Annotated in this window: 13 protein-coding genes; 3 read left to right on the forward strand and 10 right to left on the reverse strand. The window is 43.4% G+C overall.

Annotation, left to right across the window (positions count from 1 at the left end):
* Positions 1 to 166: 166 nt before the first annotated feature.
* The 10 genes from AAAY30_RS09885 to AAAY30_RS09930 all read right to left on the reverse strand — a co-directional run bounded on the left by AAAY30_RS09885 (position 167) and on the right by AAAY30_RS09930 (position 8510).
* Positions 167 to 949, reverse strand: a complete 783-nt coding sequence (locus tag AAAY30_RS09885) for an acetyl-CoA carboxylase carboxyltransferase subunit alpha (RefSeq protein WP_022234173.1) — start codon at positions 947 to 949, stop codon at positions 167 to 169.
* Positions 949 to 1812, reverse strand: coding sequence for an acetyl-CoA carboxylase, carboxyltransferase subunit beta (accD, locus tag AAAY30_RS09890; protein ID WP_022234172.1), 864 nt, complete (start codon positions 1810 to 1812; stop codon positions 949 to 951). Before accD ends, AAAY30_RS09885 begins: the two co-directional genes overlap by 1 nt.
* Positions 1813 to 1818: 6 nt before the next feature.
* On the reverse strand, positions 1819 to 3177 hold the full coding sequence (gene accC, locus AAAY30_RS09895) for an acetyl-CoA carboxylase biotin carboxylase subunit (RefSeq protein WP_249375841.1): 1359 nt from the start codon (positions 3175 to 3177) through the stop codon (positions 1819 to 1821).
* 32 nt (positions 3178 to 3209) lie between these two features.
* Positions 3210 to 3632, reverse strand: a complete 423-nt coding sequence (locus AAAY30_RS09900) for a 3-hydroxyacyl-ACP dehydratase FabZ family protein (protein ID WP_022234170.1) — start codon at positions 3630 to 3632, stop codon at positions 3210 to 3212.
* A gap of 9 nt (positions 3633 to 3641) precedes the next feature.
* Positions 3642 to 4100, reverse strand: coding sequence for an acetyl-CoA carboxylase biotin carboxyl carrier protein (accB, locus tag AAAY30_RS09905; protein ID WP_186935991.1), 459 nt, complete (start codon positions 4098 to 4100; stop codon positions 3642 to 3644).
* A gap of 17 nt (positions 4101 to 4117) precedes the next feature.
* Positions 4118 to 5344, reverse strand: a complete 1227-nt coding sequence (fabF, locus tag AAAY30_RS09910; protein ID WP_195410337.1) for a beta-ketoacyl-ACP synthase II — start codon at positions 5342 to 5344, stop codon at positions 4118 to 4120.
* Positions 5345 to 5358: 14 nt separating this feature from the next.
* Positions 5359 to 6102: a 3-oxoacyl-[acyl-carrier-protein] reductase gene (fabG, locus tag AAAY30_RS09915; RefSeq protein WP_178585916.1), complete on the reverse strand. Its 744-nt coding sequence runs from the start codon at positions 6100 to 6102 to the stop codon at positions 5359 to 5361.
* 14 nt (positions 6103 to 6116) lie between these two features.
* Complete coding sequence (gene fabD, locus AAAY30_RS09920) at positions 6117 to 7019, reverse strand: ACP S-malonyltransferase (RefSeq protein ID WP_302193537.1); 903 nt, start codon at positions 7017 to 7019, stop codon at positions 6117 to 6119.
* On the reverse strand, positions 7007 to 7957 hold the full coding sequence (fabK, locus tag AAAY30_RS09925) for an enoyl-[acyl-carrier-protein] reductase FabK (protein WP_022235546.1): 951 nt from the start codon (positions 7955 to 7957) through the stop codon (positions 7007 to 7009). The genes fabD and fabK overlap by 13 nt, the downstream gene beginning before the upstream one ends.
* Before the next feature lie 232 nt (positions 7958 to 8189).
* On the reverse strand, positions 8190 to 8510 hold the full coding sequence (locus AAAY30_RS09930) for a hypothetical protein (RefSeq protein ID WP_186935997.1): 321 nt from the start codon (positions 8508 to 8510) through the stop codon (positions 8190 to 8192).
* Between the two features lie 287 nt (positions 8511 to 8797).
* On the opposite strand from AAAY30_RS09930, the gene AAAY30_RS09935 reads away from it, so the two are divergent.
* The 3 genes from AAAY30_RS09935 (at position 8798) to AAAY30_RS09945 (ending at position 13760) form a co-directional block, all read left to right on the forward strand.
* Complete coding sequence (locus AAAY30_RS09935; protein ID WP_499215843.1) at positions 8798 to 11206, forward strand: transglycosylase domain-containing protein; 2409 nt, start codon at positions 8798 to 8800, stop codon at positions 11204 to 11206.
* Positions 11207 to 11303: 97 nt separating this feature from the next.
* On the forward strand, positions 11304 to 12533 hold the full coding sequence (locus AAAY30_RS09940) for a homoserine dehydrogenase (RefSeq protein WP_186936000.1): 1230 nt from the start codon (positions 11304 to 11306) through the stop codon (positions 12531 to 12533).
* A 21-nt stretch (positions 12534 to 12554) separates the two neighbouring features.
* The gene (locus tag AAAY30_RS09945) at positions 12555 to 13760 is read left to right on the forward strand and encodes an aspartate kinase (protein WP_022235550.1); all 1206 of its coding nucleotides are present in this window, start codon (positions 12555 to 12557) and stop codon (positions 13758 to 13760) included.
* The last annotated feature ends 139 nt before the right edge of the window (positions 13761 to 13899 follow it).

The following is a 13899-nucleotide window of genomic DNA, read 5'->3' on the forward strand; positions in this document are numbered from 1 at the left end:
TCTCTTTGAAAAGGTTGACCAAACTTTTATATTCGTGACAGAAACATTGCTCTTTTCTGCCTCTGTTACCCGACCGAAAATAAGTTAATCCACACCCCTACATTCAAACAACTTCTCAAAATTTCCACAAAAAAACCGCCTGCAAAGCAGACGGTTATACTTAGAATTATAAATCGGCACCTATTCTTCTGAATCTTTCATAACGGGCATTTGTAAGTTCTTCGTCGGTAAGTGCAAGATTTTTTTCAAAAGTTCTCTGAATCAAGAGTTTTAGACTTTCAAACATAGCGGCATCCTCTGCCCTCGGCTCTCTGATAATACGCTCAATTACATGCAAGTCAAATAAATCCTGCGCAGTAAGTTTGAGTGCCTCTGCGGCCTGCGGAGCTTTGGAACTGTCTTTCCAAAGGATAGACGCACAACCCTCCGGAGAAATTGCGGAATAAACAGAATTTTCCATCATCCATACTTCATCTGCAACAGCAAGTGCAAGCGCACCGCCGCTGCCGCCCTCACCTACAACAATTGTAAGCACGGGTGTTTTTAAAGTCATCATCTCCATAAGGTTTTCGGCAATAGCCTGTCCCTGACCTCTTTCTTCCGCTCCGATTCCCGGGTAAGCACCGCTGGTATCTACAAAGCAAAGAACAGGGCGGTGGAACTTTTCAGCCTGTTTCATAAGTCTTAGAGCTTTTCTGTAGCCCTCCGGATGAGCCTGTCCGAAATTGCGCTCCATACGCTCTTTTGTATTTCTGCCCTTTTCAATTCCGATTACGGTTACAGGCATATCGTGCAACATAGCAAGTCCTGCCACAACTGCCTTATCGTCGGAATATCTCCTGTCGCCGTGCAGTTCAAAAAAGCTGTCGCCGAACATATGATTTATGTAATCAACAGTTGTAATTTTATTGGCATCTCTCGCCGCCATAACTTTATCATAAGCAGACATTATTCCGACACCTCCCCGTATCCGTGCATCTTAAGCAATTTTACAAGTGTAGCTTTCAGGTTGTTTCTGCTTACAACAGCGTCAACAAAACCTTTCTGCATTACAAACTCCGATGTCTGGAAATCCTTTGGGAGTTTCTGACGGAGAGTCTGCTCAATTACTCTCGGGCCTGCAAAAGCTACAAGAGTATCAGGCTCGGCAAGGATAATATCGCCCTCCATAGCAAAAGACGCAGTAACACCGCCTGTTGTAGGGTCGGTAAGAACTGTTATGTATAAAAGTCCGCTGTCGCTGTGGCGCTTAACCGCACCGGAAGTTTTCGCCATCTGCATAAGGGAAAGAATACCCTCCTGCATACGAGCGCCGCCCGATACAGTGCAAACTATAACCGGAAGTGCGTTTTCGGTAGCATATTCAAAAGCACGGGTGATTTTTTCACCTGTTACCGTACCCATACTGCCCATCATAAAATCGGAATCCATTGCGCAAAGCACTGCGTCAATACCGCCGATTTTACATTCACCGCACATTACGGATTCTTTTGAACCTGTGGCTCTTGCTTTTTCAAGCTTTTGGTCATAGCCTGGAAAATCGAGAATGTTTTTGCTTGCCATATTGGCGTCATGCTCGCAAAAACTGCCGTCATCGGCAAGAAGTGCCACACGCTGTTTTGCATTCATTCTGAAATGATGACCGCATTTTGTGCAGACACGGAAGTTTTCTTCCATATCTGTTGTAAGGAGCATAGTGCCGCACTTAGGGCATTTTGTCCACATTTCCTCGGGAACAAACGGTACATTGGTCTGCTCCTCGGGTCTGCTTTCAAGCTCATTTTTCGGTTTTACAAAAGCAAATAAATCCATAGCCTATTACTTCTTTCCGTCCTTATGCTTTTTTTCAAAATCAAGCATAAAGTCAGTAGTATATTCTCCGCTGACAAACTGCTCGTCCGACAAAATCTCGGCAAGCAAGTCACGGTTGATGTCAATTCCGTCAATGGTAAGCTCCGAAAGAGCCATTTTCATCTTTCTTATCGCAAGCTCACGGCTTCTTGCCTGAACAATGAGCTTGCCTATCATAGAATCATAGTAAGGCGGAATAAAATAATCCTGAAATATAGCTGTATCAAAGCGCACAAACGAACCGCCCGGAATATGAAGTCGCTTTATTCTGCCACAGCTCGGTCTGAAACCATGCTCAGGATCTTCGGCATTTATACGGCACTCAATAACATTTCCATGTGTAAAAATGCTGTCCTGTGTTCTTGTCAGCTTTCCGCCTGCCGCAATTCTTATCTGCCACTGAACAATGTCAAGACCCGTTACCATTTCTGTAACGCCATGCTCAACCTGAAGACGAGTATTCATCTCCATAAAGTAGAAGTTATTGTCCATATCGAGCAAAAACTCAACAGTACCTGCATTGACATAATTTACAGCCTTTGCAGCCTTTACAGCCGCTTTCATCATTTCCTTACGAGTTCTGTCATCAAGCGCAGGGCTTGGGCTTTCCTCAATCATCTTCTGATTTTTACGCTGGACCGAACATTCTCTTTCACCCAGACAGATAGTATTACCGTATTTGTCGCTCAAAAGCTGCATCTCTATATGCTTTACGGGGTGAATGAACTTTTCCATATAACATGCGCCGTCACCAAAAGCAGACTGTGCCTCCGAAGACGCCGCCGCAAAAGCCTCGTCAAACTGCTCAATGCAGTCTACTCTGCGGATACCCTTTCCGCCGCCGCCCGAACGAGCCTTTATAAGCAGCGGAAAACCAATTTTTTCAGCTTCTTCCCTTGCTTTTACGGGGTCTTCTATAATATCGCAGCCGGGTGTTACGGGAACACCTGCCGCACGCATTGTTTTTCTTGCATTGTCCTTATCGCCGAGTAATTTTATCATCTCTGATGTAGGGCCGATAAAGTTTATGTTACATTGCTCACAAAGAGAAACAAATTTTGCATTCTCCGAGAGCAAACCATAGCCGGGGTGAATGGCTTGTGCGCCGCTTTCAATGGCAACGGTAAGTATAGCAGGCATATTAAGATAGCTGTCGGCAACTCTGCTGCCGCCAACACAATAGCTTTCGTCAGCAAGCTGAACATGCATTGCGTTTTTGTCCGCCTCAGAATATATTGCAACTGTACTGATACCCATTTCTCGGCAAGCACGAATAATTCTTACTGCAATTTCTCCTCGGTTGGCTATAAGTATTTTTGAAAACATTTTATCACTTCCAAAAGAAAATTTGCAATAAGTTACTTATTATTTGGAATAAGAGCAAAAGAAAGCTCGGCACTTACGCAAAGCTTGCCGTCAACATAACCTTTTGCATCAATAAAATAGAACACACCCTTGCTCTTTGTAAGAGTACATACACTTTCGAGTGTATCGCCGGGTTTTACCTGATTTTTAAACTTTACATTGTTCATTTTTGTAAAGAAAGGTGTGCATCCCTCAACCTTGCCCGCAAGCAGGCAGCAAGCCGACTGTCCCATCATTTCGCAGAGAATAACACCCGGAACAACAGGATTGCCCGGAAAATGTCCCTGTAAAAAGAACTCGTCGCCCTTGATTGTATATCTTCCCTTTGAGGTAACATCGTCGATTTTTTCTGCCTCTTCAACAAGCAGCATATTGTCACGATGCGGTAATATCTTTTTGATTTCTTCCTGATTCATTGTAACTCCTTATTTAACTCTGAACAGAGGCTGACCGTACTCAACAAGGTCGCCGTCCTTAACAAGAACTTCTGTAACCTCGCCGTCAAGCTCTGACTGGATTTCATTCATACACTTCATAGCTTCAACTATGCAGATTGTGTCACCCTTTGAAATTTTCTGTCCCACAGAAACATAAGGATTGCTGTCAGGTGACGGAGCGGCATAAAATACGCCGACAATAGGAGAATTGATTGTTTTGCCCTCGGCAACAGGAGCCGACGGAGCGGCAGGTGCTGCAGGAGCAGCCACAGGAGCCGATTCGTTAACCGATGCAGGAGCATTTGCCTGCATTACAACGGCAGGAGCGGCAGAAATTGCCTTTTCAAGACGGATAGCCGAACCGTCACCGTTTTTTATTTCAAGTACCGAAAGCGATGAGCCTTCAAGCATTTCGATAAATTCTTTAACATCGTTTTTAGAATACATAAATACAGCCCTCCGAATCAGATTTTCTTAAATACTACGCAAGCGTCATGACCGCCAAAACCGAGGTTTGTAGATGCGGCAACTGTTACATCACGCTTAACTGCCTTGTTCGGTGTGTAGTTAAGGTCAAGTTCTTCGTCCTGCTCATTTAAGTGAATTGTTGGCGGAATCATACCGTCACGGAGAGTAAGAACAGAAACAATAGCTTCGATTGCGCCTGTTGCGCCGAGCATATGACCTGTCATTGACTTTGTTGAGCTGATATTTGCATCGTAAGCCTTTTCGCCGAGAGCCGACTTGAACGCCATTGTTTCGGTAAGGTCGTTTAAGTGGGTTGAAGTACCGTGAGCATTGATATAAAGCTGATCGTCATCTGTTGTACCAGCCTCTGCCATAGCAATTTTGATTGCTCTTGCAAGTCCTGCACCCTCAGGGTCGGGAGCTGTAACATGGTGAGCGTCACAAGTATTGCCGTAACCTGCAAATTCAGCATAAATCTTAGCGCCTCTTGCCTTTGCGTGCTCATATTCTTCAAGTACGAGCATACCTGCGCCCTCGCCCATTACGAAACCGTCACGGTTTTTATCAAACGGGCGTGATGCTGTTTCGGGATCTTCGTTTGTGGAAAGAGCCTTCATATTCTGGAAGCCTGCGATTGTAAGAGGAGCGATAACCGCCTCTGTGCCGCCTGCAATGATTGCGTCTGCATAACCGTCCTTAATTGCGTGGAAAGCCTCACCGATTGAGTGTGTACCTGTTGCACAAGCGCTCATAACCGAAAGTGAAACACCCTTTGCTTTAAAGCGGATAGCTACATTACCTGTGGCAATGTTACCGATCATCATCGGAATAAAGAAAGGAGATACCTTTCTCGGGCCGCCCTCGTTGAGTGCAGTTACATTGTTTACAAATGAGTGAAGTCCGCCGATACCTGCGCCGATGTACACACCGAAACGCTCCTCGTTAATATTACCGAGGATTCCGCTGTCGTCTACAGCCTGCTGTGCTGCCGCAATAGCGTACTGACAGTAAATATCGAGCTTTCTTAACTCTCTTTTTTCAATATATTTTTCCGGCTCAAAGTTCTTTACAGTACCTGCAAGGTGAACCTTGAGGTCAGAAGTATCAAATGATGTGATTTTTTCAACACCGTTTACACCTGCGAGCATATTTGCCCACATTGTATCTATATCGTTACCTACAGGGGTGATTGCACCCATACCTGTTACTACTACTCTTCTCATTAAAGCACCTCCGATTACATTGCAAGTCCGCCGTCAACTTTGATAACTTCGCCTGTTACATAGGCGGCGTCATCAGAGCAGAGGAACGCAACTACATTCGCAACATCTTCAGGTGTACCGATACGCTTTGCAGGAATCTGTGCTTTCATAGCGTCTTTTACCTTGTCTGAAAGTGCGTTTGTCATATCTGTGCCGATGTAACCCGGAGCAACGGCATTAACAGTAACACCTCTGCCTGCAAGCTCTTTGGCAACAGACTTTGTCATACCGATAATGCCTGCCTTAGATGCCGAATAGTTAGCCTGACCCGCATTACCCATAATACCTACAACAGAAGATGTGCTTACAATTCTGCCGTAGCGTTTTTTCATAAAGTGCTTGTAGGTGTGCTTAATCATATTGAATGTGCCCTTGAGGTTTACGCCGATTACTGCGTCAAAGTCTTTTTCGTCCATATTGAGAACGAGCTTGTCACGGGTGATACCTGCGTTATTTACAAGAATATCAATTCCGCCGAATTCCTCGATTACCTTGTCAACAACCTCTTTTGATGCGTTAAAATCGGAAACATCGCAGAAATACTGCTCAACCTTTGTGTTGTACTCTGCAAGAGCCTCTTTTGCGGCAATGCCCTCGCTCTCATCGCCAACATAAAGAATAGCAATGTTTGCGCCCTGACTTGCAAGTTTTTTAGCTATTGCAAGACCGATACCTCTTGAACCGCCTGTAATAACGGCTGTCTTGTTTTCAAATTTCATAATATCCTCCAAAATCAAAGGTCAAGTGCTTCAAAATCAGCGGGTGTTTCCACCTTGAAAGCCTTAACGCTGTTGTCAATTCTCTTGATAAGTCCTGTTAAAGTCTTGCCGACACCGATTTCAATAAATGTGTCAACACCGTCTTTAATCATATTTTCAACAATTGTCTGCCATCTTACAGGATTTTCTACCTGTGCTCTTACAAGTTCCTTGTAGTCACCCTCGTACGGCTTTGCTGTATAGTCTGAATAAATTGTTACTTTAGGCTGTGCAAACTCAATGTCCTGCATATACTCCGCAAGACCCTTTGCCGCATCTGCCATAAACGGTGAATGGAAAGCACCGCTTACCGCAAGCAATTTTGCTCTGCCGCCCACTGCTTTGACAGCCTCGCAGAAAGCCTCTGCATTTTCGCTTGTTGTAGCAACAACTGTCTGTGCAGGCGAGTTATAGTTTACAGGATATGTCTTGTCAAAGCCCTTGCAAACTTCTTCAACTTTTTCGGGAGTAATTTTCATTACGGCAGCCATCGCACCCGGATTTTCGGTCGCCGCCTTATCCATAAGCTCGCCTCTCTTGCAAACGAGTTTAAAAGCTTCTTCGTCCGAAAGAATACCCGAAAAAGCAAGAGCCGCAATTTCGCCGAGTGAAAAGCCTGCAACGCAGTCAGCCTTAACACCCTTTTCTTCAAGGAATCTCGCAGCAGCAAGGTCTGCCGTAAATACACAAGGCTGTGTGTTTACTGTTTTGCAGAGTTCTTCTGTTGTACCCTCAAAACACTGTGCAGATGTACCTTTGCGGATACCGTCTGCCATATCATATACGCTTTTGGCTGCGGCAGAGGAATTGTAAAGTTCCTTGCCCATTCCGCTGTACTGTGCGCCCTGACCTGAAAAAACAAATGCTATTTTACCCATTTTGTAGCTCCATTCAATACTTCTTCAGCCTGAGCAAACATTTCTGTAATGATTTCTCTTGCAGGCTGTTCTTTTTTTACCATTGCGGCAACCTGACCTGCAAGAACCGTACCGTGCGAAACATCGCCCTCTCTTACAGCAAGTCTTAATCTGCCGACACCCATCTTTTCAAGTTCTTCGTCACTTACTTCCGATGAGTTGTATTCTGCCTTTGTATATTCACGGGTAAAGGAATTACGGATAGCACGAACAGGATGACCGAGTCTTTTACCTGTTACAACTGTATCAATATCCTTTGCCTTTATGATTTTGTCCTTGTACTCCTGTGCGATTGTACATTCTGTGGCAACCAAAAATCTTGTACCTACTTGTACACCTACAGCGCCGAGCATAAATGCCGCAGCAATCTGTCTGCCGTCTGCAATACCGCCTGCTGCAATTACAGGAATGTTTACAGCGTCAACAACCTGAGGAACGAGTGCCATAGTTGTGAGGTCACCTACATGGCCGCCTGACTCACCGCCCTCTGCAATAACTGCGAATGCACCTAACTTTTCCATCTTTCTTGCAAGAGCAACGCTCGGAACTACAGGGATAACTTTAATACCTGCATCAAGCCACCTCTGCATATACTTACCGGGGTTGCCTGCGCCTGTTGTAATAACCTTTATGCCCTCTTCGATAACAACCTGAACCGCCTCTTCGACAAACGGACTCATAAGCATAATATTTACACCGAAAGGCTTGTCTGTAAGTTCTTTACACTTTTTAATTTCGGCACGGAGCTGTTCTCCGTTTGAATTCATTGCGGCAATAAGGCCGAGACCGCCTGCGTTTGAAACACCGGCTGCAAGATAAGCGTCTGCTACCCAAGCCATACCGCCCTGAAAAATAGGAAATTCAAGACCGAGTGATTTATCAATAACGGTAGAAATCATATGTACATTCTCCTTTTTTGTATTTCTGCGTCTGCTTTGTGTTTTTGAGCATAACGCAAAACAACATTTGTTCATAATTGCAGTTTTACACTATTGTTTAAATACTACCGCAAATTACATAAATTGTCAATACACATAATGCAAAATAGTGTAGTTTACATCAACAAGCAATTTTAATCTTTTCTATTTTTATTGGCAATCCACATAGTTTATTAATAACTTTTAAAAATCTTTAACTGCAATAGTCCTCCACTGCTCTTCTAAGCGCTTCCTTCCCTGTAATTTCAACACCTTTTTCAAGTTGCATTACATCGCTTTTCGGCAAATTTGAGGACATAGTTCCCGTTTTCAGGTAAATATTACCGCTTTCTTTATAATAAACATTCAGATAGCCGTCCTCTATTTTCAGGATAAAAACATCTTCCTCACACTTATCCTCGGTATTGCTCTGCTGTACGGTTTGAGCCGACGCATCTGTACCTGCGGTAAATAAATTTCCCGTTACCGCACAAGCTATTAATATGATTCCTGTTGCGCAAATAAGCTTTTTCACATCAAAAACTCCCTGTAATTTGCTAAATTCAATACTTTCCCGGCAATAAATTCAGCTTTATTTTTTACTGTTTTAACTATATATTTCCGCTTATTTGTATTATTATACATATATTACATTATATTATATAAAATTTTCCTTTGTAAAAGGCTTATTTTTTAAGAAAAATTTGGCTTTTTATATTTATTTTTTTATTCTCAAGTGGTATAATAATCATTAACTGATATTTTTTGTTTTTGGATAAAATTTAAGAGATTAACTTTGTTTTTGTCAAAGAAGGAGAAATTATGCGTAACAAGCGTGAAACAGACATCAGTCAATATAAAGATATTCAGCCGGAGATTAACCCTGCCGTTCGCAAGGTAAATCCGATAAAAAGATTTTTCAAGGCACTCGGTAAATTTATTTTTACAATTTTCTCGGTATGCGTTGTTGCGGGTCTTATCGCAACTATTTCGCTCGGAATTTACATTGCGAGCCTTGCGTCCGAACCGACAGGCATTGACCTCAGAGCAAAATCGCTTAATCAGACAAGTTTTATTATGGTACAAAATTCAGACGGCAAGTTTGAACAGTATCAAACTCTTTACAGCACAGAAAACAGAATTTGGGTTGACAACCAAAAGATTCCGCAGGCTATGAAAGACGCCGTTGTTGCCATTGAGGACAAGCGTTTCTTCGACCACCACGGAGTTGACTGGACAAGAACCCTCTCTGCCGTAGTAAGTCTTGCCTCGGGCACAGATTCTTACGGCGGTTCTACAATTACTCAACAGCTTATCAAAAATATAACAGACGACAACGAAGTTTCTCTCACAAGAAAAATGCGTGAAATCTGCAAAGCGCTCAAGCTTGAGAACGAATATACAAAGGACGAAATTCTTGAGGCTTACCTCAATGTTGTAAACTTCGGCAACAACTGTCAGGGCGTTGAGTCGGCAGCACAGCTTTATTTTGACAAGAGCATTGAAAACTGCTCTATCGCAGAATGTGCGGCTATCGCAGGCATTACTCAAAACCCGTCAAAATGGAATCCTCTTTCTTATCCGGAAAACAATAAAATCAGACGAGAAATCATCATAAACGAAATGTATGACCAGGGCAAAATCACCGAGGACGAATACGATGCCGCTATGAAAGAGTCTGCAAATATGACTTTTGTAGGCTACACAAGCGATCGTGACGATGAAGACGACAACGACGACGGTTACATTCAGAACTGGTACATTGACGAGCTTTTCTATGACGCTCAGAAAGACCTTGCACAATACTACAACATCAGTGAGGACGCTGCGTCCGATAAGCTTTACACAGAGGGTCTTAAAATCTACTGCGCTATGGATATAAGAGCACAGGAAATGATGGAAAATGCAGCTCAAAACATTGACAAAAGCAACGACCCCGAATTACAGATAGCTATGACGCTTATGGGGTTTGACGGCAGAGTAATCGCTACCGTAGGCAGCTCAAACAAAAAGACAGAGGCTTTAAGCTGGGACAGAGCGACAATGTCATCTCTCCAGCCGGGTTCTTCTATCAAGCCTGTTGTAGTTTATCCTTATGCAATCGACAACAAGATGCTTTACTTCTCATCTCAAATTGAGGACGCACCTCTTGAAAAGTACGAAACCAACGAATACGGCGAACTTGTATCGGGTCCTAAGAACTGGTACGCAGGTTACAAGGGCACAATGCTTTTACCTGACGCTATCGAAATTTCTTCAAACGGTACAGCCGCACAGGCTATGAAAATGATTGGCGGTCCAAGCGTGGCTTACGAACAGGTAGTTACAAAAATGGGCTTTTCACACCTTAGCGAAGAGGACGCTTACAACTCGGGCGGTCTTTCAATCGGCGGTCTTACAGGCGGTGTTACAGTCCGTGAAATGGCATCAGCTTACAGCTATATGGGCAACGGCGGTCTTTACTACAACCCATATACCTACTACTACATCACAGACTCCGAAGACAATATTATTATCGACAACAGAAACGCTGTTCCAAAGCAGGCTTACTCTCCGACAACAGCCGCTATTATGAACAGACTTCTCCACTACAATGTAACCAATTCAGTCAATACAAACGCAGGTTCGGCAAGAATCAGCGGTTGGGATATTATCGGTAAGACAGGTACAACCGATGCCGACAAGGACTCATGGTTCTGCGGTATGTCACCTTATGCAACTCTTGCAATTTGGACAGGTTTTGACAACCCACACACAATTTCAAATACAACAGTGGCAACCAGCACATTCAACAAGGTTATGAGCTCGTACTTAAGCGGTATGGAGCACAAGGACTTCAAATTCCCGTCTAACCTTATTGAAGCACAGTACAGCCCTTATTCAGGTCTTATTGTGTCAACCGAAAATGTTTCGGGCAAATATGTCGGTTATTACACAGAAGACAATATGCCTTCAAACGGCGGTTGGGACGGTTACTACGACTCAAGCGATTCCGATGATTACGATGATTATAATTACGATTCATCATCTAATTATTCAGACAGTTCTTATTCCGGTGACGAAAATCACTCAGGCGGTGGCGACGGAGATACTTCTTCTGCCGAAAGCCAAGGCGGTGAAGAGCCTAAGCCTGAAGAAAGCGGCGGAGATACCTCATCTGCCGAAAGCCAGGGCGGCGAAGAACCTAAGCCTGAAGAAAGCGGAGGAAATGTATCTGCTCCGGGAGCTTAAGTCAGTTTATCTTGAAGAACTGTCTGCTTACAGGCAGTTCTTCATTAAATACATAAGGAAGTTATAAATTCCAAACTGAAAGGAAAGGATTTAGAATATGATTTCAGTAGCAATAATGGGCCACGGCGTTGTAGGCTCAGGCGTAGCCGAAATTCTTACAACACACAAACAGAAGCTTTTTGCAAGCATCGGAGAAGAAATTTATGTAAAGCACATTCTTGACCTGCGTGAATTTCCCGACAGCCCTTTGGCCGACAGATTTACAAAGGACTTTAACGACATCTTAAACGACAGAGAAGTAAGAGTTGTTGTTGAGGTTATGGGCGGTCTTAACCCTGCATATGACTTTGTAAAGAAGTGCCTTAAGTCCGGCAAGAGCGTAGTAACATCAAATAAAGAGTTAGTTGCGGCTCACGGTGCAGAGCTTTTACAGATTGCAAAAGACGAAAATGTAAACTTCTTATTTGAGGCATCGGTTGGCGGCGGTATTCCGATTATTCGCCCAATCAGTCAGTGCCTTGTAGCAAATATTGTTGATGAAATTGCAGGTATTTTAAACGGCACAACAAACTTCATCCTCACAAAGATGATTGAAGACGGTATGCAGTTTGACGCTGCCCTCAAACTTGCACAGGATCTCGGCTTTGCCGAAAGAAACCCTGCCGCAGATATTGAAGGTCACGACGCTTGCCGTAAAATCTGTATTCTTGCTTCCCTTGCTTTCGGTAAGCATGTTTATCCGAACTTTGTACATACAGAGGGCATCACCGAGATTACTCTTGAAGATGTAAAATATGCAGAGGCTTACAACTGCGTTATTAAACTTATCGGCAGAGTTAAGCGCCTCGACGACGGCAAGATTGATATAATCGTTGCTCCTATGTTTGTACCAAACAAAAGCCAGCTTGCTAATATTGACTATGAGTTCAACGGCATTATGGTAAGAGGCGACTGCACAGGCGATGTAGTATTCTACGGCAAGGGCGCAGGTAAGCTCCCAACAGCAAGCGCAGTTGTAGCCGATGTAGTTGACTGCTGCAAACACTTAAAGACAAGAAAGTTCTTGTTCTGGGCAGACGGCAACGGCGACAATATTCTTCCTTATGAGGAGTCGGTAACAGCAATGTACATCAGAGCAAACACAACATTCGAGCTTGCTCAGGAAGTATTCGGCTGTATAGATAAAATTGAAAAGGCTGACAGCCCAGAGGGCGAGATTGCCTTTGTAACAGCGCAATTACCCTATGGTGAAATTATTGAAAAAATCGCAGCACTCGAAAGCAGAGGTGCAAAGGTTATTTCAAAAATCCGCATAGGTGATTTATAATTGAAAGAGGAGTAAAAGGACATGAGTTTGATAGTTCAGAAATTCGGCGGTAGCTCCGTAGCAAATGCTGAGCGTGTAATGAATGTGGCTAAAATCGTAACAGAAACATACGCTAAGGGCAACGATGTTGTAGTTGTTGTTTCTGCACAGGGCGACACCACAGACGATCTTATCGCAAAAGCCGAAGAAATTAATCCAAATGGTTCAAAGAGAGAAAAAGATATGCTTCTTGCAGCAGGTGAACAGATTTCTATTTCACTTCTTGCAATGGCTATCGAAAAGCTTGGTTACCCTGCTGTATCACTTCTTGGTTGGCAGGCAGGTTTTGAAACAACCAACATTCACACAAGCGCAAGAATCAAAAAGGTTGACCCAAGCCGTATCCGTCATGAACTTGACAAAAAGAGAATTGTTGTTGTTGCCGGTTTCCAGGGCCTTGCTAAAACAGACGATATTACAACTCTCGGCAGAGGCGGTTCCGATACAAGCGCAGTAGCTATTGCAGCTGCAATGCACGCTGACCTTTGTCAGATTTACACAGATGTAGAAGGCGTTTATACAGCCGACCCAAGAAAAGTTGAAAACGCAAGAAAGCTCAAAGAAATTTCTTATGACGAAATGCTTGAGCTTGCTACACTCGGCGCACAGGTACTCAACAACCGTTCAGTTGAAATGGCTAAAAAATATAACATCGAGCTTGAAGTCCTCTCAAGTATGACAAGAGCATCGGGTACAATAGTAAAGGAGAAAACAAAAATGGAAAAAATGTTAATCAGCGGCGTTGCTAAAGATACAGATGTTGCAAGAATTTCTGTAACAGGTATTCCTAATGAGCCTGGTCTTGCTTTTAAAATCTTCTCAAAACTTTCTGCTAAGGATATCAATGTAGATATTATTCTTCAGTCAATCGGTCACGACGGCAAGAAAGACATCAGCTTTACAGTTCCTAAGTCAAGAGGTGCCGAAGCTGCCGAGGCTCTCAAAGATTACATTGAGAACTTTGACGGTACAGAAATCCTCGTTGACGAGAGCGTAGCTAAGATTTCAATTGTCGGCGCAGGTATGGAAAGCCACGCAGGCGTTGCTACAAAGATGTTTGAGGCTCTTTACGATGCACAGGTAAACATCCAGATGATCAGCACAAGCGAAATCAAGGTTTCTGTTCTTATTGACGAAAACGACGCAGATAAGGCTGTTAAGGCTATCCACGCTAAGTTCTTTGATTAATTTATAGTTTTATATGCATATCAAAAGCTCCTCGTTTTTGAGGAGCTTTTATTTTATCGTTAATTTTATAAGGTTTTTATAGAACGCTTAGCAAAACAATTATAAAAGTTTGGTCAATCTTTGAAAAGATTGACCAAAC

The organism is Ruminococcoides bili (assembly GCF_040093295.1).
Classification (GTDB): domain Bacteria; phylum Bacillota; class Clostridia; order Oscillospirales; family Acutalibacteraceae; genus Ruminococcoides; species Ruminococcoides intestinale_A.

Bases quoted from the DNA above. Each gene is read 5' to 3' on its own strand.
- AAAY30_RS09885 (WP_022234173.1), bottom strand. From the start codon at position 949: ATGTCTGCTTATGATAAAGTTATGGCGGCGAGAGATGCCAATAAAATT.
- accD (WP_022234172.1), bottom strand. From the start codon at position 1,812: ATGGATTTATTTGCTTTTGTAAAACCGAAAAATGAGCTTGAAAGCAGA.
- accC (WP_249375841.1), bottom strand. From the start codon at position 3,177: ATGTTTTCAAAAATACTTATAGCCAACCGAGGAGAAATTGCAGTAAGA.
- AAAY30_RS09900 (WP_022234170.1), bottom strand. From the start codon at position 3,632: ATGAATCAGGAAGAAATCAAAAAGATATTACCGCATCGTGACAATATG.
- accB (WP_186935991.1), bottom strand. From the start codon at position 4,100: ATGTATTCTAAAAACGATGTTAAAGAATTTATCGAAATGCTTGAAGGC.
- fabF (WP_195410337.1), bottom strand. From the start codon at position 5,344: ATGAGAAGAGTAGTAGTAACAGGTATGGGTGCAATCACCCCTGTAGGT.
- fabG (WP_178585916.1), bottom strand. From the start codon at position 6,102: ATGAAATTTGAAAACAAGACAGCCGTTATTACAGGCGGTTCAAGAGGT.
- fabD (WP_302193537.1), bottom strand. From the start codon at position 7,019: ATGGGTAAAATAGCATTTGTTTTTTCAGGTCAGGGCGCACAGTACAGC.
- fabK (WP_022235546.1), bottom strand. From the start codon at position 7,957: ATGATTTCTACCGTTATTGATAAATCACTCGGTCTTGAATTTCCTATT.
- AAAY30_RS09935 (WP_499215843.1), top strand. From the start codon at position 8,798: ATGCGTAACAAGCGTGAAACAGACATCAGTCAATATAAAGATATTCAG.
- AAAY30_RS09940 (WP_186936000.1), top strand. From the start codon at position 11,304: ATGATTTCAGTAGCAATAATGGGCCACGGCGTTGTAGGCTCAGGCGTA.
- AAAY30_RS09945 (WP_022235550.1), top strand. From the start codon at position 12,555: ATGAGTTTGATAGTTCAGAAATTCGGCGGTAGCTCCGTAGCAAATGCT.